Source organism: Bacillus sp. L381 (genome assembly GCF_030284525.1).
GTDB lineage: Bacteria > Bacillota > Bacilli > Bacillales > Bacillaceae > Bacillus > Bacillus amyloliquefaciens.
The window spans coordinates 3172739-3192291 of the sequence record NZ_CP127224.1; the positions used below are offsets into that span (position 1 = coordinate 3172739).

Below are 19553 nucleotides of genomic sequence, written 5' to 3' on the forward strand. Positions count from 1 at the left end.
ATCAGAAGCCTTTTTGTCTGTCTCTGAACGCTCTTTCGATTTCTCTTTTAGCGTCTTTTCGTTTTAAATCTTCGCGTTTATCATATGTTTTCTTCCCTTTACCGAGGCCGATTAATACTTTGGCAAAGCCGTTTTTCAAGTACAGCTTCAGCGGCACGAGGGAATAGCCCTTCTCTTTTGTCAGGCCGATCAGCTTATTGATTTCTTTCCGGTGCATCAAAAGCTTTCTCGTCCGGAGCGGGTCGTGGTTATAGCGGTTTCCCTGCTCGTACGGGCTGATGTGCATGTTGTGGAGGAACACTTCGCCGCGCTCGATTTTCGCAAAGGAATCCTTCATGTTTACGCGGCCGGCGCGGATGGACTTAATCTCCGTTCCCTGCAGCACGATGCCTGTTTCATAGGTTTCTTCTATAAAGTAATCATGATTTGCTTTTTTGTTTTGTGATAATACTTTGCCTGATCCTTTTGGCATGCCTTATCCTCCTCTCTCCGCAAAAACCGTTCTGTGTGCGATACGCTTTATTTTAGCAAATGGAGCGTTCCGCGACAATGAAAATGCGGCTTGCGAAAGAAAGCAAACAGAGCATTTTGCCCCATTTGCTTTTCGCATTTACTTCTTCTTTTTGCGTTTTTGTTTCGGCGCGTTTTGGAAACCGCGTTTTTTCTTTTTCTTCTTCGGTTTTGTAAACCATTCCCCTTTTTCCTCCGATTTTGGCGGTGAAGCCGGGGTATTGCTGTTTAATACACGTTTCCGCGCCGGTCTGCCGCGTTTTCTGCGGTCGCCTGTTGTTTCTCTCGGACGGCGGGTGCCTTTCATGCCGACAATTTCAAAGTCGATGTTTCTCTCATCTTTATTGACGTCCACGACCTTGACCGTGATTTCATCCCCGATCCGGTAAACGTTGCCCGTGCGTTCGCCGATCATGGCGAAATGCTGCTCGTCAAAACGGTAATAATCATCCGTCATAAAGCTGACGTGCACAAGCCCTTCAATCGTATTCGGCAGCTCGACGAACATTCCGAAATTCGTGACGGAACTGATCATGCCGTCAAACTCCTCGCCGATTTTATCAAGCATATATTCCGCTTTTTTCAGATCGTCCGTTTCCCGCTCTGCATCAACGGCGCGACGTTCCATCGTTGACGTATGGTCAGCGATTTCCGGAAGGCGTTCGGCCCATTTTTCTTGAGTTGCTTCGTCCGATTGTCCGTTGATCAAATACGTTCTGATCAGTCTGTGAACGATTAAGTCAGGATAACGGCGGATCGGCGATGTGAAGTGTGTATAAAATTCAGTCGCCAGCCCGAAATGGCCCAAGCTTTGCGGGTCGTATTTCGCCTGCTTCATGGAACGGAGCATGACTGTTGAGATCACTGTTTCTTCCGGACGGTCCCGCACTTCGTCAAGAATGCTTTGCAATGCGCGCGGATGAATGTCTCCGGCTGTCCCTTTGACGATATAACCGAATGTCGTGACGAACTCCAGAAACTTTTGCAGTTTTTCAGCGTTCGGCTCTTCGTGAATCCGGTAAATAAACGGCACGTTCATCCAATGGAAGTGTTCGGCCACCGTTTCGTTTGCGACAAGCATGAATTCCTCAATCAGCTTTTCCGCTACTGAGCGCTCTCTGATGACGACGTCTTTTACGGCGCCTTCCTCATCGACGAGCACCTTCGCTTCTTTAAAATCAAAATCCACGGCTCCGCGGTTCATCCGTTTCGCCCGGAGAATTTCCGCCAGGCGTTCCATGTCTTTAAACATCGGGACGAGCGGCTCATATCTTTCTTTCAGCTCAGCGTCGTCTTCTGTGAGGATTCGGTTGACATCTGAATAGGTCATTCTTTCCGTCGTTTTGATGACGCTTTGGAAAATCTCGTGCTCCGTCACCTGTCCCTGCTGGTTGATTGTCATTTCGCAGGAAAGCGTCAGGCGGTCGACCTTCGGATTTAAAGAACAGATTCCGTTAGACAGCCTGTGCGGGATCATCGGAATGACCCGGTCTACCAAGTACACGCTTGTCCCTCTTTCCAGCGCTTCTTTATCAATCGGGGAATTCTCCGTGACGTAATGGCTGACGTCGGCAATATGGACGCCGAGCTTGTAGCTGCCGTTATCAAGCTTTGTCACGGTGACGGCGTCATCGAGGTCCTTCGCATCCGCGCCGTCAATGGTGACAATGACCTGATCACGGAGATCACGGCGGTCTTTTATGTCTTTTTCATCGATGGTGTCGGGCGTACTTGTTGCCTGTTCCATCGCTTCGGCCGGAAAGTCTCCCGGCAGGCCGTGCTTATGGATGATTGATAAAATATCAATGCCCGGATCATTTTTATGGCCGAGTATTTCAACGATTTCTCCTTCGGCGTTCATTCTGCCTTCAGGGTAGCTTGTCAGTTTCACAACGACTTTATGGCCTTCCGCAGCGCCGTTTTTGGCGTGTTTCGGAATAAAAATATCGCTCGTGATTTTTTTATCATCCGGAATGACAAAGCCGAAGCTTTTCGTTTCTGTGTATGTGCCCACGACGCGGTCTATGCTTCTTTCCAGAATTCGGATGACCGTGCCTTCCTGTCTCGATCCGCTTGACTGGGAGTTGAGCCGCACCATGACGATATCGCCGTTCATAGCCGTATTCAGCTCATTCGGCGGAATAAACACGTCGCTTAATGAGGTATCTTCCGGCAGCAGAAACGCGAAGCCCTTCGCATGCGCGGAAATTTTTCCTTTTACTAAATTCATTTTTTCCGGAAGCCCGTAGCGGTTGCTTCTGGTGCGGACGATCTGTCCCGTCTCCTCGAGCGCCACCAGCGCTTTTACCAGCTCTTTAAATTCTTCGGCTTCCGTGATGTTCAGCATCTCCTCGAGTTCCTGAACGGTAAGGGGCTTGTACGCCTCTTCCTTCATGAACGAGAGAAGGCGATCCATAAACGCTTCTTTTTCCATTATCCGACCTCCTGTTTGTTACCAATCGAGTTTCTCTAAAAATTCGTACACATCCTGATGAACGAGGTCCCGTTCTTTATCCAGCGTAATGACATGTCCAGATTCTTCATACCATTTCAGCTGTTTGTCGTCCGTTTCCACCTCGTTGTAAATGATGTTTGCACTTTCTGTATTAATCATATGGTCATGCCGTGCCTGAACCACAAATGTCGGGGAATAGATCATGTCGACGTTTTTGCGCACATCGGCAATCAGCTCCTGAAGCGATTTGAGCGTATTCATCGGCGTTTTTTCAAACTCCTTCATTTCTTTTTCAATCTGCTCCGGCTGTTTTCCTTCGAATTTCTTATAATTGCGCGCGTAGGAGAGAACCCCTTCGTACATAACCTCTTCACTTTTAATGTGCATCGGCGCACACATAGGTACAATTCCCTTTATGGGTACAGTGTAACCCAATTTCAATGAAAAAACCCCGCCAAGCGACAGTCCGCAGGCAGCAATGTTTTCATAGCCTTCAGACCGTAAATACTCATAACCGTCCATGACGTCTTTCCACCAATCTTTTGGTCCCGTATGTACCAGCTCTTCCGGCGGAACGCCGTGCCCTTTATATTGAGGCGCGTGGCAAGTGTAGCCGCGCTCATTCAAGTAGCGGCCAAGCATTCTGACATCTGCCGTATTTCCCGTAAATCCGTGCAGCAGAAGCACCGCTTTGTCTCCGCCTTTAAATGTAAATGGTTTTGGTGTCACAATTTTCATGCTCATAACCCCTTTTTTGCACATTCAATTTAGTTTTCCACAGTTTTGCGAGAAACAAACGCGGTCTCTCAACAAGAAAAAGGCCTGATATTAATCAGACCTTATACAAACATTGCCTTATACGATATACGCAAGCGAAATCGTTAACACGAAAAACAAGACTGCCAGCACAACGGTTGTGCGGTGAAGAATCAGATCAAGGCCCCTTGCTTTCTGTTTTCCGAAAAGCTGCTCCGCCCCGCCTGAAATCGCACCCGATAAACCGGCGCTTTTGCTGGATTGAAGCAATACGACAATAATAAGTGCAATACTGACGATAACCAATAAAGTAATCAATAATGTGTGCATCCCATACACCTCCAGACTGACTGGCCTACATTGCTTCTATTTTACATGAAAAGCAAGGGCATGTCACGCCGTATCGGTACACATCATGTCAGAAAAAACGGAAATGTGTTTGTCTTTCAATTGTTATTGACTTTTGTCAACAAAGTCGTAGTAAAAAAGATCTTCAAATTTCATGTCAAAGTAATAGAGCATTTTTCCGATGACCAGCTGGCCCGGCCTCCGCTCTCCATTCAGTACACGGCTCAGTGTGGCGGGAGATATTCCGATCTCCAGGGCGAGCTGGTTTAACGAGTAGTCATTATTGACCATATATTGCAGCACATAATCTCTTCTGATCTGTATCTTTTCGACCACTTTCTTCACCTTCCGTTCTGTCAAATACTTTCTTTCTTATACATAACCATACGGCTTTTGTTAACTTTTGTCAATACTTTTCCAGCCTGCCTATTCCCTTTAGTCAATAAACATACTAGAATATAAATAGACCGCGGGAGGGGGAAGAACTGTGGAAAGCTTCGGGAAACAATTACGGACATTGCGGGAGAAACGGCATCTGACAGTGAACCAGCTGGCAACGTATTCAGGCGTCAGTGCCGCGGGAATCTCGCGGATTGAAAACGGCAAACGCGGGGTGCCGAAACCTGCAACCATTAAAAAGCTCGCAGATGCGTTAAAAATCCCGTACGAGGAACTGATGCAGACGGCGGGATACATAGAGACCGTTCAGGAAACGGGAGTCTCGTACGACACGGGCTGCACCTTGCTGGAAAAAGCCGAAACGTATGAGCTGCATGATTTATCCCTTTTGGAGCGGGAGAACTGGCGGCACCTGTCGAAAGAAGACTTGGTTCTGCTTGATAAATACTTTGCGTTCTTATCCGCGGAAGCCAAAAAAAGAACAAATGAAGACTCATGACTTTGCACATGTGAGGCGATCCTAATGAACACATTCGGAAAGCAATTAAGAGAGCTGCGCCGCGCCCGGAAGCTTACCGTTAATCAGCTTGCCGTCTATTCCGGCGTCAGCTCGGCGACCATTTCCAGAATTGAAAACGGGCACCGCGGCATTCCTAAACCCGCGACCATTAAAAAATTGGCGGACACATTAAAAATTCCGTACGAGGAGTTAATGGCGCGGGCCGGACACATCAAGTCATTTCAGGAGGAAATCCGCGAGGCCCCTGAGAGCTATCAATCCATATACGCTATCTATCAGACAGCCGTTGCCAGAGGCGCGGAGCATCTGCCGCTGTTTGACAGCAAAAAATGGCAGCACTTCACAAAAGAAGATATTGAAAGCGTCAGCAAATACTTTGATTTTATCGCGGCTGAAGCGAAAAAGCGCTCCCCGGATTCCTCATCCTCTTTTTGAAACCCTCCCCAACTTAACAAACGCCAGACATACGTTCCCTCGGATTTTGCGGTATAATAGCAGAAGACGAGGTGAAAAAGCATGAAGCAATCAGAAATGTGTCCCAGATTTGAAAAGGCAGTCGACATCTTGAGTAAACGCTGGGTCGCTCTTATCGTCTTTCAGCTATTGAACGGACAGCAGCGCTTCAGTGAGATTGAGGCAGCGCTTCCGAATTTAAGCGGCAGAGTTCTGTCAGAAAGGCTGAAAGAACTTGAAACAGAAGGTGTGATCAAACGGGAAGTCATTCCGGAAACGCCTGTCCGCATTGAGTATTCTTTAACGGAAAAAGGCTGCGCATTAGCCCCTATTTTAGAGGAGATATCCAAGTGGTCTTCACAATGGATTGATCCTTCCTGATAAACTCTTTTCCGCATAAGCGGCTGATCTCTCAAACGGACAGCCGTTTTTATTTTTTCCTTTCTTAAACAGGAAAACAAGCCCTCATGCGTGCAGGGCTTGTTTTTGTCTGATGCCTTCCAGCGGAATTTGAATTTCCGCCCGGGCACCTCCAGACTTCTTATTTTCAAGTATCAATTCCCCGTGATGAAGATGTACGACATGATGGGCGAATGTAAGTCCCATGCCGTGATGCCCCGCCGAATGTCTGCTTTTATCTTCCGTGTAAAAAAGCTGTGTCGCTCTTTTCAGCGCTTCCTGCGAGAACCCGCTGCCGCTGTCAGATACGGCAATACTGAGGGCGGTATCGGTGCATAGGACGTCCACACGGATTTCTCCTCCTTCCGGCGTATAGTCGGCGGCATTCGCCGCGATATTCATGACCGCCCTGCGGAGCAGTTCGTGATCGATCGGCGCTTCTTTTCGGTCAATTCCCTGTTCGCTGAGGACGAGATCAATCTGCTTCGGCCCCGCAAGCGCCGCTGCGTCACGATATATGTTCTGAAGCCACTCTCTGAGATCGGTATATTCCAGATGAACGGCAACTGCCTCCTCCGCTTTAGAAAGCTGAATCAGCTGCCCGACATATTGCTCGATTTTGTTTCCGGCATCAAGGATATACTGCGTGTATTCCGTCTGCTCCTCATCAGGTTCTGTTAACTGCAGCAGCTCGGCATTTCCTTTAATGATCGTTGCCGGAATTTTAATATCATGCGCAAGCGCGCCGATCTGTTCCTTTTTTATCCGCTCCGCCTCCCATTGCGCCGCCAGAGATGCCTGAAGCGCGTCTTTCATTTTCAGCAGAGAATCAATGACATCGTCAAATTCCTTTATACGTGACCTTTCCGGATTGATATTTAAATTCTGTTTTTGAATGCTTGCCGTAATGGAACTGAGTGTGCTGAAATGCCGTCTCAGCTGATTCGCGAAACGCGTCGTCACGATAAACACGGTTAAAAGAAGCAAAGTGATCAGAATAGCAAGACCCGTCCATTCATAATTCGGCAGATAGCGCCTTAACAGCGGTGACTGAAATTCCGACCTGAGCGAATATTGGAGAACGCCATACTCATCTTTCCGATCAACTACCATAAACCCTTTTTGGGCATAATTAAAATACGGCTGATGCTGAATCTTTTTTCTGGCGTTGGCCGCGTCTTTTTCTGTCATCGTTCCTTTCGTCATCCGCTTTGTTTTTTTATCAAAAACGGCGTATGTCATACCGTCGGGAATCATGTCTTCTGTTATCTTTTCCGCCGATTTCAGGCGGGGCTTGATCTGTTCCGCCTCATGCTCGCTGTAATTTGCCGGCAGGATCGCTCCGGCATTCAGAGCGACAGCATTTAAGGCGACGCATAATGCTGCCACTCCCATCGTGCTCAGACACAGCGTGATGGTAAACTTGACAAGCTCTTTGCGGATGCTGGATTTTCCTTTTGCTATTCCCATTTGTATCCGACACCCCACACCGTTTTGATCGGATCAGCCCCGTGTTCTTTACATTTTTTCCGGATGGTTCTGATAAACTCCGTAATGGTTGAATAGAGCGCATCGCCGTCCAAGCCGTACACTTCCTCGTAAATCTGTTCACGTGAGAATGTTCTGTTTTTATGCTGTGCCAGAAATTCTACGATTTTATATTCATTTTTCGTAAGAGGCAGTTTCCGGTCATCCAACCATACTTCTTTATTGTCAAAATCAAACATGAAGCCTGATATCAGACGTTTCGTCTGACGCTTTTCCCGACTTTCCCTTCTGACATGCGCATTTACCCTTGCCATCAATTCTTTTACGCCGAACGGCTTTGTGATGTAATCATCAGCGCCTGTCATGAGTCCTTTCACAATGGATTCTTCGTCAGACTTTGCCGTTAAAAACAGGATCGGGCTGTCCACCAGCGGCCGGATCCGCCGGCAGAGTTCAATCCCGTCCGTTCCGGGCATCATGACATCAAGAAGAATCAAATCATAGCCTTGAAAAAAATCCAATGACTGATCCTCCGCTTTTTCCAGAATCGTTACTGTATGCTGATCACGCTGTAAAATGTTTCTGATCAGAACGAGAATATCTTTTTCATCATCTACCGCTAAAATGTTTGCCACCGGCCGAATCGCTCCTTGCCTTTATTCATATGAACGCCGCCCTTCCCATCTTTTGCACCAATAGAGGCCGGCCAGACATAATATCATTATAGAAAAATATAACATTATTTCTCCGAATCTCATATCGTATCTCACATAAGGGAGGAAGTCTTTTTTGACTTTGTCAAAATGCAGCAGTCCTTCAAGGCCAGGCAGCCGCACGCTCCATGCCCACGGGAAAAAACGCCAGATGATATCGCCCAATCCCGTATTCATCAGCGAAGCCATTAATAAACCCGCTCCCCCTAAGAGACAGACCGGCCCCATGCCGTACTTCATGCCGACAAAAAAAGAAATCATATAAAGCGGAATACTGCCTGCAATCAGCCATGCCCCTCCTATTAAATAAAGAAGGTACGGGAGATCATTGATGTGAAGAACAAACTTCATCCCCGCCAAATAAAGACAGATGGCGAGACCTATCGATAACACATTCAACAGCAGCAACAGCAGCAGCTTGCCCGCAAAACTGACGATTTTAGAATGAGGCACCGCCAGCATCATCTGAAAATGCCCCGCCTGCTCCTCAACAGAGGCAGACATGCCGCAGACAATACCGATTAATAAAGGGTATAAAACAGCAATTGCGCTGAAAAAGACGCTGTACAGTATATAAGAATCCTGAACCCTTCCATACATATACAAAAGGAAAAATCCTGCGCATACGGCCGGCGCCGCAGCATGCATCCATATGAGCGGCGTGCGCTTCATTTTTAATACATCGGCCCACATAGATCTCAAAAGCACGGTCATGACCGGTTTCCCCCTTTTGCAAAAGACACGGCGGAAATCAAACTTATTGCGATAAAAGAAAGGATAGAAAGAATAATAGCCGGAAAAATCACGTTTCCGTTTAATAAGCCGCTGTCTGCGGGAAGTTGAATTCCGTTCGGATGGATCCCGAGAATCGGTGACATCACCCGGACTGACCAGCTCCACGGACTCAGCCACCACAATGAACCGGACGCCGGCACAATACCCAAAGCAAAGGCGGCGATCATATTCACGAGGATGACTGCCGTAAACCCGAACTGTCTGGCAATCCATAAGCACAATGGGATTTCCCAAAGCGTCGTCAGCCATAAAAGGGAGCCTGCTTCAACGCCTTTCAGCTGCAGCGCAGCAATTCCCGGAAACACAAGGCCAAGTAAAAACATGATGATGAAAAAGACGATTTGCGACAGGAGTGAATACAGCGCGATCATGCTTATTTTTGAGAGCCATATGCTTTTTAAATCTGCCGGCAATGAGTACACAGCACGGTCATGCGCAGATTTTTTCTCTTTTTCAACAGATAAACCGCACATTAGAGCAATCATGAGCGGCATGAAAATAACCGCCCACCAATTGAACGTGCCCGTCATAAAATAAGCCGTATTCAGCAGAAAAGAAAAAGCCGTGTTCAGAAGCGGAATCAAAATGATCAGCTTTCTGATAAATGTTCTTTTAGATGTAAGGTGTTCCGCTTGCATGTACTGAATCATTTTCCTGTCCCCGCTTTCTCCCGTGTTGATTTGACAACCTCGAGAAACAGCTGCTCCAGATCGTCTTCCCGGCTGATTTCTCCCTGGTATCCCAAAACGCCGTCACTGATGATTCCGATATGGTCTGCGATCTGCTCGACTTCAGATAACAGGTGGCTTGATAAAATCACCGTCATTCCCTGTGCGGGCAGGGAGCGGATAAATTCCCGCAAATCCTGAATACCCATCGGATCCAATCCGTTTGTCGGCTCGTCAAGAATTAAGAGCGACGGACGGTTTACTAATGCTAACGCAATGCCTAGCCGCTGTTTCATTCCCATGGAAAATTGGCCGGCGCGCTTTTTTCCGGTCCCCGTTAATCCCGTGATTTCCAGCACTTCAGCAATTCTTGACTCAGGCAGTCCGAGCATAACGCAGCGGACTCTCAGATTTTCAGCGGCTGTCAGGTTGCTGTAAAGCGGCGGCGCTTCAATCAGGGAACCGATGTTTTTCAAATCTTCGCGCTTCCATGGATGCCCGTCGAACAGAACCTCGCCGGATGTTTGCCGCAAGATGCCGGTCAATATTTTAAGAGTCGTTGATTTTCCGGCGCCGTTCGGACCGAGCAGCCCGTATATACTGTTGCGCTTAACCGATAGAGACACATCAGCCACTGCCTGTTGTCTGCCGAATGATTTTTGCAGCTGTCTCGTTTCTAAGATGTTGCTCATATGATTACCCCTCTGCTTTGTTATTTGATATGTCATACGTTACAGCGCAGATATCAAAATTTAATCAAGAAATAAAAAAAGCATTCTTCACGCGGAAGAATGCTTTTTTTCATGAGGCTGAGCGCACAAGCAGCTTTCTTTTTTGTTTTTTCACAGGGCTGAGCGCGCGTTCCAGCCACGCCATCAACAGATCTGCGGCCACCGCCATCAGCGCGGTCGGAATGGCGCCCGCCAGAATAATGGCGGTTCCGTTTGTCGCGTTCGATCCTCTGACGATCATATCGCCGAGGCCGCCTGCGCCGACGAAGGTGCCGATCGCCGTGATGCCGATGGCAATGACGAGCGCCGTTCGGAGACCCGCCATAATGACTGAAAGCGCAAGCGGCAGCTCCACCATGCGAAGCACTTGGTATTTCGTCATGCCCATCGCTTTTCCCGACTCAAGATAAGCGTGCTCAATATTGATAATGCCCGTGTGCGTATTTCTGAGAATCGGCAGAAGGGAATACAAAAACAAGGCCGTAATGACCGTATTGGCACCGAGTCCCATGACAAGCATCAGGACGGCGAGCATCGCCAGCGCCGGAACAGTTTGAATCACATTCGCCACAGCAAACACCCAGCCGGAGAGACGCTTGTGCCTGGCTGTCACAATTCCCGCCGGAATGGCGAAAACGGCGGCGAAAACGACGCCGTACGCTGACATGAGAAAATGCCTCCAGCACTCATACAGAACATAGCTGCCGTTTTGAACGTAATACGTAAACAGCTCTCTCAGCGTGTCCATCCGAACATCTCCTTTCCGTTATTCAAAGTAATGATGTTTTTCTAAATATTCCTTGGCCACGACTGACGGCTCTTTTAATTGTCCGTCAACTTCGTAATTCATTTTCTGCATCATCTTTGTATCAATCGCGCCGATCATTTTATTGATCACGCCTTCCAGTTCGGGATTCTCTTTTAATACACGATCCGGTACGACGGGTGAACAGTCGTACGGAGGAAAGAACCGCTTATCATCCTTCAGCGTTTTCAGTCCGTAAGCAATGATTCTTCCGTCGGTGGAATAAGCGAGCGCGATATCCATTTTCCTGCTTTTCAGCGCGTCATACACAAGGCCGATCTGCATCGGATACGTGCCTTCAAATGCCATTCCGTATGTTTTCATGAAATCCTGGTATCCATTGCCTCTCAGCTTCATCCAATAGTTGTCAACGCCGAATTTAAGTTGAGACGCTTCTTTTTTGACATCGGATACCGTTTCTAAATGGTATTTGCGGGCAAGCTGTTTGGAAACGGTAAAGACGTATGTATTATCAAAGCCGTAGGAATCAAACCATTTCATATCATATCTGCTTTGAAATTGATCCTGAACCAGCCGCAGCGCTTTGTCCGGGTCTTTTTCCGGCTCCATGCGCAGCGTGCCCGTCAGCGCGTCTCCTGTATAGCGCGTAGCGGCGATATCAATATCACCGTTCTCCAAAGATTGCTGCTGTACGGCATTTGAGCCGAGGTTTTTAATAACGGATGTCTTCAAGCCGCTGTGATGTTCAATCATCTGTCCGAGCATGCTCGCGATGATTTCTGATTCGGTCATGCTTTGCGCACCGATTTTAATGGTATCCTCCGATGCGGCGCTCAATCCCGGGAGCGAGCATCCGCCAAGGAGCAGCATGCCGATACAGGCGAATGCAAGCAGCCGTTTTTTGCATCTTTTCCCCATGAGAGACCTCCTCCTTATGAAGCGTTCTTTAAGTCCTTCAGCCCGTCAGGCGTAACTTTCCGTTCCGTCAGCCCCAGCGCGTAATCGACGGCGGCCGCCAAAATCGTGACCGGAACGGCGCCTGCGATAATATACTCCGGCTGGTAAAGGTTCAAGCCGATAAAAATGTAATCTCCAAGTCCGCCTCCGCCGATAAAGGAGGCGAGCGTCGCCCAGCCGATTAAATAAATCGAGGATGTCCGGATGCCCGCCATGATGACCGGGGCGGCAAGCGGGAGCTCTACAAGCCTGATCTGCTCCCATGCGGTCATGCCGATCCCTTTTCCTGATTCAAGAAGATGCCGGTTGACGCCGATAATCCCCGTATACGTGTTTCTGAGAATCGGCAGCACTGAATAGAAAAACAGCGCCGCAATCGCCGGAACCTTTCCTACCCCTAAAAGCGGAATAAAAAACGCGAGAATGGCCAGGCTCGGCAAGGTTTGAATGATATTGACGATGCCGATGACGGCACCGGCACCTTTTTTCATCCTTGTCAGCACGATGCCGAGCGGCACGGCAGCGAGAATGCCCGCCATGACGGCAATTAATGAGATGTACAGGTGCTCCCATGTTTTATAAAGCAGCTCTCCGCCGTTTGCCTGTAAAAATTGCACGGTCTCATTCATATAAAATTAATCCTCCTCATGACATTACCGCAAGCTGATTCTCTTCTCCCCAAATGGAGTCATAGACGATGTCAACGAGGCTGGCCCTTGTCACGATTCCCGTTAAACAGCCGGCGTCATCAATGACGGGCACAAATTTCATGCCTCTTTTTAAAATTTTATGAACGGCGTCGCGAAGCAGGGTTCCGCTTCTGACCGTGTACAGGTCCCGCTCAAGCACTTCCGCGACGAGTGCCGCCTGTCTTCGTTTGCGGTCAATCATTTCCACATCGACATAACCTTGGAGAACGTTCTTCTCATCAATGACGAGCAGCGAGTCCACCCGCTCGGCGCGCATCAGCTGAATGGCGGATGACAGCGTTTTCTCCGGTGTTATCGTTACAGGATCGGGATTCATGATCTGCTCCACGCGCTCAATATCAGGGCTGGATGATTGGATCAGCCGTTCCTTGCCGATAAACTCCTCTACAAATTCATTCGCCGGAAATCTGAGAATTTCATCGGGCGTTCCGGCCTGGACGATTTCTCCCGCTTTCAAAATGACGATTCTGTCCGCAAGCTTGATGGCTTCGTCCATATCATGGGTAACAAATACGATGGTTTTATGTAAGGTTTTTTGCAGTTTTTTAAATTCTTCTTGAAGGGAATCCCTCGTAATCGGGTCAAGCGCCCCGAACGGTTCATCCATTAAGATAAGCGGCGGCTCTGCGGCAAGTGCCCGTAATACACCTATTCGCTGCTGCTGTCCTCCGCTCAGTTCATGAGGGTAACGGTCTAAATATTCAGGTCCCATATCAACGAGCTTTAGAAGCTCCCGCGCCCGTTCCTTCCGTTTTTCGACAGGATGCTTTAAAAGCTTCGGAACGAGAGTAATGTTCTGCTGAATGGTCATATGCGGAAACAGCCCGATCTGCTGAATGACATAGCCGATGCTTCTCCTGAGTTCCACCGGGTCTTGTTCCATAATATTCCGGCCTTCAATCAAGATTCTGCCTTCGGACGGTTCAATTAAGCGGTTGATCATTTTCATCGTCGTCGTTTTGCCGCAGCCGCTCGGTCCGATAAAACAAATAAATTCGCCCTTAGCGATATTCAGATTGATGCTGTTAACTGCTTTTTTTCCGCCTTTATACGTTTTGGAGACATTTTCTAATGTCAGCAAATACCCACACCTCCACAATTAAGTTTATTCAATTTGTTAAATTCGTATTTAACTTTTCAGACAATTGAACGTTTCCCATTATAAATTAAACTTTATAAAATAAAAAGTTTACAATTTGTCCATATTATATATAAAGTATGTGTAAGCGCTGATTTACCCGTATTGACCGGCAAAGTTCTTCTTATTGCTTCGAATTACTGCCAAATTCTCTCGTAAGAGCATTTCCGCCGGTTTAAAAATATGGTATATTGACATCGGAATTGCTGACTGAAAGGATTGAAACTGTTGGAGAAAGATCCGTTACACGTAATCGAACAAGCTGAAGATCATTTGATAGAACGAATCGCTGAAAATATGCATACATTCGGGATGCCCGCAACAGTGGGGCGCATTTTAGGCATTATTTATATGAACCGCAAGCCGATGACCTTAACTGAATTATCAGAAGCGACCGGCATGAGCAAAACGAGAATGAGCCAGGCCGTCCGTGAAATGCTTGATGTCAATCTGGCGGAAAAAGTGTTTGAAAAAGGCGTCCGCAAAGATTTATACGATGTCGAGCAGGATTATTACCAAACCTTTATTACGCTGTTTACGGCCACATGGAGCAAGGTCGTCAGCAAAAATAAAATGATGCATAAAAAGCTGAGCCGCGAACTGACAGCCGCCCTTGAAAACGGCGTGACAGAAGAAGCTGAAGAAAAAATCAACGAACTGCTGAAAGAATTAAAGGATTGGCTTGATTACTACAATTGGATCAGCCGCCTGATCGAGTTTTTCGAAAGCGAAGAAATTTTCAAGCATGTTCCGAAGCCATAAGAAAAAACGCCCTGACCCGCAAGGCGTTTTTTTCTTATGCCGCATTCGGCGCTTTGGTTCGTTTTTTCTTCTTCACCGGGCTGAGCGACCGCTCCAGCCACGCCATCACAAGATCTGCGATAACGGCCATCAGCGCCGTAGGAATGGCGCCGGCTAAAATAATCGCGGTGCCGTTCGTGGCGTTTGATCCCCTGACAATGATGTCACCGAGTCCGCCCGCGCCGACAAACGTTCCGATTGCCGTAATGCCGATTGCGATCACAAGCGCCGTCCGCAGCCCCGCCATGATGACGGCGAGCGCAAGCGGCAGCTCCACCATGCGGAGCACTTGAAATTTGGTCATGCCCATCGCTTTACCCGATTCAAGATAAGCGTGTTCAATGCTTGCGATTCCCGTGTACGTGTTCCGGATGATCGGAAGAAGCGAATATAAAAACAGCGACAAAATCACCGTATTGGCGCCGAGCCCCATGACGAGCATCAGCACCGCAAGCATCGCAAGCGCCGGCACGGTCTGAATCACGTTTGTCACCGCGAATACCCAGCCGCTTAATTTTCTGTATCTGGCAATGAAGATGCCGAGCGGAATCCCAACGATCGCCGCAAATAAAACGCCGTATACCGACATGAGAAAATGGCGGTAAAACTCCTGAAGCACATAGGCGCCGTTTTGAGAATAATAAGTGCCGAGCTGCTGCAGCACTTCCATTTGCCCCACCTCATTTCTTATTCAAAATAATGATGTTTCTCCAAAAATTCTTTAGCGACGACGGACGGTTCTTTCAGCTTGCCGTCCACCTCGTAATTCAATTCCTGCATCGTTTCCGTATCGATTTTGCCGATCAGTTTATTCACAATGCCCTTCAGTTCCGGATGCTGTTTCAGCACGCTGTCGGGAATGACCGGCGAACAGTCATACGGCGGGAAAAATTGCTTGTCGTCTTTTAAAATTTTCAGATCGTACGCTTTAATCCGTCCGTCCGTTGAATAGGCGAGGACGGCGTCCATTTTTTCGTTTTTCACGGCATCGTATACAAGTCCGATCTGCATCGGATAGGTTGTGCCGAATTCAAAGCCGTACGTGTCGGTAAAGCCCTTATAGCCGTCGCCCTTCCGTTTCAGCCACGCATTGTCTACGCCGAGCTTAAATTGATCCGCATGCTTCTTAATGTCAGACACTTTGTCTAAATGGTCCTTTTCCGCAAGCTCTTTCGAGACGGTAAAAGCGTACGTGTTTTCAAATCCGTAAGAATCAAACCATTTGTAATGGAAGCGTTTCTCAAATTCTTTCTGAACGATGGATAGCGCTTTTTCCGGGTCTTTTTCCGCTTCCATGCCGAGGGTGCTTGTCAAATCAGTTCCTGAGTAGCGCGTCGCGGCGATATCGATTTCACCGCCGAGCATCGCCTGCTGCTGGACATAGTTCGATCCGAGGTTTTTAATTAATGCCGTATTCAAGTCTGTATTATGCTCAATCATCTGTGCGAGCATATTGGCGATAATTTCGGATTCCGTTATGCTTTGCGCCCCGATTTTGATCGTATCATCGGAGGCTCCGCTAAGCCCCGGCAGGGAACAGCCGCCTAAAAGCAGAGCAGCCGAAAGCGCCAGCGCGCACATCCATCTCGTTTGTTTTCTTTTCAAAACAGCCAACTCCTTATGATACTTCCTTCAGTCCTTTCAGCCCTTTCGGCGTCACCTTCCGTTCCGTCACCGCAAGCAGATAATCAATGATAATGGCTAAAATGGTGACAGGCACGGCGCCGCCTATAATATATTCAGGCTGATAGAGGTTCAGGCCGATAAAAATATAGTCTCCGAGTCCGCCGCCTCCGATAAAAGAAGCAAGCGTCGCCCAGCCGATCAGATAAATGGTGGATGTGCGGATGCCCGCCATGATCACCGGAATGGCAAGCGGCAGTTCCACAAGCCTGATCTGCTCCCAGACGGTCATCCCGATGCCCTTTCCCGATTCTAATAGATTTTTGTTTACGCCTTGAATGCCGGTATACGTATTTCGAAGAATCGGCAGCACCGAATAGAAAAACAGCGCGACGATCGCCGGCATCTTTCCCACCCCTAACAGCGGGATAAAAAACGCCAGTATCGCAAGACTCGGCAAGGTCTGCACAATGTTGACGGCGCCGATGACGGCGCCTGCGCCCTTTTTCATTCTCGTCAGCGCCACTCCGAGCGGTACGGCGACGAGAATGCCTAATATAACGGCGATGATCGAAATGTATAAATGCTCCCACGTTTTATATAACAGTTCTCCGCCGTTCGTCTGCAAAAACTTGATCATTTCATTCATTGTAAGAGTTCCTCCCCTGTCAGCCTGTCACCAGCTGGTCTTCCTCGCCCCAGATTGAATCGTAAACGATGTCGACAAGGCTCGCTCTCGTGACAATCCCGACTAAATGCCTTTGTTCATCAACGACGGGTACATATTTCATTCCCCGCTTTAAAATTTTGCGTACGGTATCGCGAAGCAGTGTACCCTGCTCGACCGTATACAGATCAGAGCGGAGCACGTCGCCGACGAGGCTCGCTTTTTTCCGGTTCTGATCAATGATTTCGACATCGACATATCCTTGCAGCACATTCAGGTCATCAACGACAAGCAGGGAATCGACACGGTGTTCCCGCATCACCTGTATCGCGTGCGAAAGTGTTTTGTCCGCCGTAACGGTGACAGGCTTTTTGTTCATCATCTGCTCGACGCGTTCAATGTCCGGTCTTGATTGCAATAACCGTTCTTTGCCGATAAATTCTTCGACAAACTCATTAGCCGGATTTCTGAGGATGTCATCAGGCGTGCCGGCCTGAACGATCTCTCCCCCTTTTAAAATGACAATCCGGTCAGCCAGCTTAATGGCTTCATCCATATCGTGGGTCACAAATACGATCGTTTTATTCAACGTTCTTTGCAGTTTTTTGAATTCTTCCTGAAGCGAATCACGCGTAATCGGATCAAGCGCTCCGAACGGTTCATCCATGAGAATAAGAGGGGGTTCCGCCGCCAGGGCGCGCAGCACGCCGATTCTCTGCTGCTGTCCGCCGCTCAGTTCGTGAGGATAGCGGTCTAAATATTCCGGGCCCATATCGACGAGCTTCAATAGCTCACGCGCCCGTTCCTTCCGCTTTTGTTCCGGCCATTTCAGCAGTTTCGGCACGAGGGAAATGTTCTGCTGAATGGTCATATGGGGGAAAAGTCCGATCTGCTGAATGACGTAGCCGATTTTCCGTCTCAGCTCCACAGGGTCCTGCTCCATGATATTCTCGCCATCAATGAAAATCTTTCCTGATGACGGCTCAATCAGTCTGTTAATCATTTTCATCGTCGTTGTTTTACCGCAGCCGCTCGGCCCGATAAAACAAATAAACTCGCCTTTTTCGATAGTTAAATCAATGCTGTTGACAGCTTTTTTACCGCCTTTATAGACTTTTGAAACATTTTCTAATCTCAGCAATCCGTGCACCTCCGAAGGGTTCCGTTATTTTTCTGAAAAGTATAATCTTTATTATAAGATGAAATTTATAAAATAAAAAGTTTACAATGTGTTGAAATTATATATAATATACGTATTATTTCATGTTATCCCGCTGATAATGCGGAGGTTCTTACAATCTCTCCCGATAGCTCGCATATCCTGCCGCATTGTCTTTTTCAACAACTGTAAAAAATATGATATATTGTCTCCATGAAAAGCCAGTGAAGGGATGATCAGCTGTGGAAAAAAACGCTCTTGATATCATCAGTCATGCTGAAGAGCATCTCATTGAGAGAATCGCCGAGAATATGCATACATTCGGAATGCCGGCCACCCTCGGGCGTGTGCTCGGTATTATTTATATGAACCGAAAGCCGATGACGTTAAATGAGCTGTCAGAGGCGACCGGAATGAGCAAAACGAGAATGAGCCAGGTAGTCCGTGAGATGACCGATGCCAATCTGGCTGAAAAAGTGTTTGAAAAAGGCGTTCGGAAAGATCTTTACGACGTGGAGCGTGATTATTACCAGACGTTTATCTCCCTGTTTACGGCAAATTGGACAAAGACGGTCAGCAAAAACAAAATGCTGTATAAAAAGCTGAACCGCGAACTGACTGAGCTTCTGGAATCGGAAAACCTCAGTCCCGGCATTGAAGAAAAAGCCCGTCAGCTGTTGGACGAACTGACGGACTGGCTCCATTATTATGACTGGCTGAGCCGTTTGATAGAATTTTTTGAGAGTGAAGAAGTGTTTCAGCATGTGCCGAAAATAGAAAAAAGCAGCACTCGAACATAACCGGGCGCTGCTTTTTTTCAGTTCAGGAAACCAATATCGGAAACATGCCTTTCAGGCCGGCGCCGATCATGCCGATCGCCACCACCGCCAAAATCAGTCCCATCAGCCGGGTAATGACATTCATTTCGGTTTTCCCAAGCTTGTTGCTGATGAAGGATGAATAGTGAAAGAATATGAACGTCATCGCGATGACGGCCGCAATGCCGATAAGCACGCTGATGTAATGGAAGATGCCGCCATGGCCGGCCGACAGGCTCATGACCGTTGCGATCGTACCGGGACCGGCAATAATCGGAATCGACAATGGCGTCACGGAAATATCGGCTTTCTCCTTGCTTTCCCCTTTCTCTTCATGGTGAAGGGACTGTACGTGGGATTGTTTCGCGTTCAGAAGATTATAAGCGATGCCGAAAATAAAAATGCCTCCCGCGATACGTAAAGCATGAATGTTAATGTCGAACAGTTTAAAAATCAGATGGCCGAAGATTAAAAAGGCCGCCAAGATGATAAACGACAGCACGGAAGCCTTGCGTGCGATCGCTGTCCGTTCTTTCTCCGGGTACCCCTCTGTCAGCGAAAGAAAGATCGGCACGTTTCCGATGGGATTGGACACTGCAAACAGGGAAATGAAGACATGAATGATAAATGAAAACATGCGTACCTCCTTATGGCTTGCCGTTATTGGTTTATGTTTTGT

The 19553-nt window shown here is 47.9% G+C and carries 24 protein-coding genes; 5 read left to right on the forward strand and 19 right to left on the reverse strand.

Annotated elements, in window-relative coordinates; translation table 11 throughout:
• Position 1 precedes the first annotated feature (1 nt).
• From smpB to QRX25_RS16340, 5 genes are all read right to left on the reverse strand, one after another.
• Complete coding sequence (gene smpB / locus QRX25_RS16320; RefSeq protein WP_003151688.1) at positions 2–472, reverse strand: SsrA-binding protein; 471 nt, start codon at positions 470–472, stop codon at positions 2–4.
• A gap of 138 nt (positions 473–610) precedes the next feature.
• Entirely contained in the window at positions 611–2944 is a 2334-nt protein-coding gene (gene rnr / locus QRX25_RS16325; protein ID WP_065982340.1) for a ribonuclease R, read from the reverse strand.
• Positions 2945–2962: 18 nt separating this feature from the next.
• A complete protein-coding gene (locus QRX25_RS16330; protein ID WP_013353626.1) occupies positions 2963–3703 on the reverse strand; it encodes an alpha/beta hydrolase in 741 nt (246 codons plus the stop codon).
• Positions 3704–3820: 117 nt separating this feature from the next.
• Positions 3821–4051, reverse strand: coding sequence for a preprotein translocase subunit SecG (gene secG / locus QRX25_RS16335; protein WP_013353627.1), 231 nt, complete (start codon positions 4049–4051; stop codon positions 3821–3823).
• 123 nt (positions 4052–4174) lie between these two features.
• Complete coding sequence (locus QRX25_RS16340) at positions 4175–4360, reverse strand: helix-turn-helix domain-containing protein (RefSeq protein ID WP_087920807.1); 186 nt, start codon at positions 4358–4360, stop codon at positions 4175–4177.
• Between the two features lie 196 nt (positions 4361–4556).
• Between QRX25_RS16340 and rghR the strand changes: the two genes are divergently transcribed.
• From rghR to catR, 3 genes are all read left to right on the forward strand, one after another.
• Entirely contained in the window at positions 4557–4967 is a 411-nt protein-coding gene (gene rghR, locus QRX25_RS16345; RefSeq protein WP_013353628.1) for a transcriptional repressor RghR, read from the forward strand.
• A gap of 24 nt (positions 4968–4991) precedes the next feature.
• A complete protein-coding gene (locus QRX25_RS16350; RefSeq protein ID WP_013353629.1) occupies positions 4992–5423 on the forward strand; it encodes a helix-turn-helix domain-containing protein in 432 nt (143 codons plus the stop codon).
• Positions 5424–5504: 81 nt separating this feature from the next.
• On the forward strand, positions 5505–5822 hold the full coding sequence (gene catR, locus QRX25_RS16355; protein ID WP_013353630.1) for a catDE operon transcriptional regulator CatR: 318 nt from the start codon (positions 5505–5507) through the stop codon (positions 5820–5822).
• Positions 5823–5906: 84 nt separating this feature from the next.
• Here the strand turns inward: catR and QRX25_RS16360 are convergent, their stop codons facing one another.
• The 9 genes from QRX25_RS16360 to QRX25_RS16400 all read right to left on the reverse strand — a co-directional run bounded on the left by QRX25_RS16360 (position 5907) and on the right by QRX25_RS16400 (position 13749).
• Positions 5907–7310 carry a sensor histidine kinase gene (locus QRX25_RS16360; RefSeq protein ID WP_212099335.1) on the reverse strand — a complete coding sequence of 468 codons (1404 nt, stop codon included), beginning with the start codon at positions 7308–7310 and terminating at the stop codon, positions 5907–5909.
• Entirely contained in the window at positions 7301–7963 is a 663-nt protein-coding gene (locus QRX25_RS16365) for a response regulator transcription factor (RefSeq protein ID WP_013353632.1), read from the reverse strand. Before QRX25_RS16365 ends, QRX25_RS16360 begins: the two co-directional genes overlap by 10 nt.
• 21 nt (positions 7964–7984) lie before the next feature.
• Positions 7985–8755 carry a lantibiotic immunity ABC transporter MutG family permease subunit gene (locus QRX25_RS16370; protein ID WP_212099338.1) on the reverse strand — a complete coding sequence of 257 codons (771 nt, stop codon included), beginning with the start codon at positions 8753–8755 and terminating at the stop codon, positions 7985–7987.
• Entirely contained in the window at positions 8752–9486 is a 735-nt protein-coding gene (locus QRX25_RS16375) for a lantibiotic immunity ABC transporter MutE/EpiE family permease subunit (protein ID WP_212099341.1), read from the reverse strand. Before QRX25_RS16375 ends, QRX25_RS16370 begins: the two co-directional genes overlap by 4 nt.
• Positions 9483–10196 carry a lantibiotic protection ABC transporter ATP-binding protein gene (locus tag QRX25_RS16380; RefSeq protein WP_065982346.1) on the reverse strand — a complete coding sequence of 238 codons (714 nt, stop codon included), beginning with the start codon at positions 10194–10196 and terminating at the stop codon, positions 9483–9485. Before QRX25_RS16380 ends, QRX25_RS16375 begins: the two co-directional genes overlap by 4 nt.
• 109 nt (positions 10197–10305) lie before the next feature.
• The gene (locus QRX25_RS16385; protein WP_212099343.1) at positions 10306–10983 is read right to left on the reverse strand and encodes an ABC transporter permease; all 678 of its coding nucleotides are present in this window, start codon (positions 10981–10983) and stop codon (positions 10306–10308) included.
• A gap of 18 nt (positions 10984–11001) precedes the next feature.
• Complete coding sequence (locus QRX25_RS16390; protein WP_212099345.1) at positions 11002–11919, reverse strand: osmoprotectant ABC transporter substrate-binding protein; 918 nt, start codon at positions 11917–11919, stop codon at positions 11002–11004.
• A 14-nt stretch (positions 11920–11933) separates the two neighbouring features.
• Positions 11934–12587, reverse strand: coding sequence for an ABC transporter permease (locus QRX25_RS16395; protein ID WP_212099347.1), 654 nt, complete (start codon positions 12585–12587; stop codon positions 11934–11936).
• Positions 12588–12603: 16 nt separating this feature from the next.
• Complete coding sequence (locus QRX25_RS16400; protein WP_212099348.1) at positions 12604–13749, reverse strand: betaine/proline/choline family ABC transporter ATP-binding protein; 1146 nt, start codon at positions 13747–13749, stop codon at positions 12604–12606.
• Positions 13750–14034: 285 nt separating this feature from the next.
• On the opposite strand from QRX25_RS16400, the gene QRX25_RS16405 reads away from it, so the two are divergent.
• Positions 14035–14568, forward strand: a complete 534-nt coding sequence (locus QRX25_RS16405) for a GbsR/MarR family transcriptional regulator (protein WP_212099350.1) — start codon at positions 14035–14037, stop codon at positions 14566–14568.
• Positions 14569–14602: 34 nt separating this feature from the next.
• Here the strand turns inward: QRX25_RS16405 and opuCD are convergent, their stop codons facing one another.
• Genes opuCD through opuCA form a run of 4 tightly spaced genes read right to left on the reverse strand, consistent with a single transcriptional unit; the run spans position 14603 to position 18038 of the window.
• The gene (gene opuCD / locus QRX25_RS16410; protein ID WP_115996905.1) at positions 14603–15277 is read right to left on the reverse strand and encodes a glycine betaine/carnitine/choline/choline sulfate ABC transporter permease OpuCD; all 675 of its coding nucleotides are present in this window, start codon (positions 15275–15277) and stop codon (positions 14603–14605) included.
• A gap of 17 nt (positions 15278–15294) precedes the next feature.
• Positions 15295–16188 (reverse strand): osmoprotectant ABC transporter substrate-binding protein, encoded by an 894-nt coding sequence (opuCC, locus tag QRX25_RS16415; protein WP_212101774.1) that lies wholly within the window; start codon positions 16186–16188, stop codon positions 15295–15297.
• Positions 16189–16225: 37 nt separating this feature from the next.
• Positions 16226–16879, reverse strand: coding sequence for an ABC transporter permease (locus tag QRX25_RS16420; protein ID WP_013353643.1), 654 nt, complete (start codon positions 16877–16879; stop codon positions 16226–16228).
• A 19-nt stretch (positions 16880–16898) separates the two neighbouring features.
• Complete coding sequence (gene opuCA / locus QRX25_RS16425; RefSeq protein WP_212099352.1) at positions 16899–18038, reverse strand: betaine/proline/choline family ABC transporter ATP-binding protein; 1140 nt, start codon at positions 18036–18038, stop codon at positions 16899–16901.
• Between the two features lie 260 nt (positions 18039–18298).
• On the opposite strand from opuCA, the gene QRX25_RS16430 reads away from it, so the two are divergent.
• Positions 18299–18856, forward strand: a complete 558-nt coding sequence (locus tag QRX25_RS16430; RefSeq protein ID WP_065982355.1) for a GbsR/MarR family transcriptional regulator — start codon at positions 18299–18301, stop codon at positions 18854–18856.
• A 22-nt stretch (positions 18857–18878) separates the two neighbouring features.
• Here the strand turns inward: QRX25_RS16430 and QRX25_RS16435 are convergent, their stop codons facing one another.
• The gene (locus QRX25_RS16435) at positions 18879–19511 is read right to left on the reverse strand and encodes an NAAT family transporter (RefSeq protein ID WP_014471043.1); all 633 of its coding nucleotides are present in this window, start codon (positions 19509–19511) and stop codon (positions 18879–18881) included.
• Between the last annotated feature and the right edge of the window lie 42 nt (positions 19512–19553).

Coding starts and splice junctions, on each gene's coding strand:
- smpB (WP_003151688.1), bottom strand. CDS start 472: ATGCCAAAAGGATCAGGCAAAGTATTATCACAAAACAAAAAAGCAAAT.
- rnr (WP_065982340.1), bottom strand. CDS start 2,944: ATGGAAAAAGAAGCGTTTATGGATCGCCTTCTCTCGTTCATGAAGGAA.
- QRX25_RS16330 (WP_013353626.1), bottom strand. CDS start 3,703: ATGAAAATTGTGACACCAAAACCATTTACATTTAAAGGCGGAGACAAA.
- secG (WP_013353627.1), bottom strand. CDS start 4,051: ATGCACACATTATTGATTACTTTATTGGTTATCGTCAGTATTGCACTT.
- QRX25_RS16340 (WP_087920807.1), bottom strand. CDS start 4,360: ATGGTCAATAATGACTACTCGTTAAACCAGCTCGCCCTGGAGATCGGA.
- QRX25_RS16350 (WP_013353629.1), top strand. CDS start 4,992: ATGAACACATTCGGAAAGCAATTAAGAGAGCTGCGCCGCGCCCGGAAG.
- catR (WP_013353630.1), top strand. CDS start 5,505: ATGAAGCAATCAGAAATGTGTCCCAGATTTGAAAAGGCAGTCGACATC.
- QRX25_RS16360 (WP_212099335.1), bottom strand. CDS start 7,310: ATGGGAATAGCAAAAGGAAAATCCAGCATCCGCAAAGAGCTTGTCAAG.
- QRX25_RS16370 (WP_212099338.1), bottom strand. CDS start 8,755: ATGACCGTGCTTTTGAGATCTATGTGGGCCGATGTATTAAAAATGAAG.
- QRX25_RS16375 (WP_212099341.1), bottom strand. CDS start 9,486: ATGATTCAGTACATGCAAGCGGAACACCTTACATCTAAAAGAACATTT.
- QRX25_RS16380 (WP_065982346.1), bottom strand. CDS start 10,196: ATGAGCAACATCTTAGAAACGAGACAGCTGCAAAAATCATTCGGCAGA.
- QRX25_RS16385 (WP_212099343.1), bottom strand. CDS start 10,983: ATGGACACGCTGAGAGAGCTGTTTACGTATTACGTTCAAAACGGCAGC.
- QRX25_RS16390 (WP_212099345.1), bottom strand. CDS start 11,919: ATGGGGAAAAGATGCAAAAAACGGCTGCTTGCATTCGCCTGTATCGGC.
- QRX25_RS16395 (WP_212099347.1), bottom strand. CDS start 12,587: ATGAATGAGACCGTGCAATTTTTACAGGCAAACGGCGGAGAGCTGCTT.
- opuCD (WP_115996905.1), bottom strand. CDS start 15,277: ATGGAAGTGCTGCAGCAGCTCGGCACTTATTATTCTCAAAACGGCGCC.
- opuCC (WP_212101774.1), bottom strand. CDS start 16,188: ATGTGCGCGCTGGCGCTTTCGGCTGCTCTGCTTTTAGGCGGCTGTTCC.
- QRX25_RS16420 (WP_013353643.1), bottom strand. CDS start 16,879: ATGAATGAAATGATCAAGTTTTTGCAGACGAACGGCGGAGAACTGTTA.
- QRX25_RS16435 (WP_014471043.1), bottom strand. CDS start 19,511: ATGTTTTCATTTATCATTCATGTCTTCATTTCCCTGTTTGCAGTGTCC.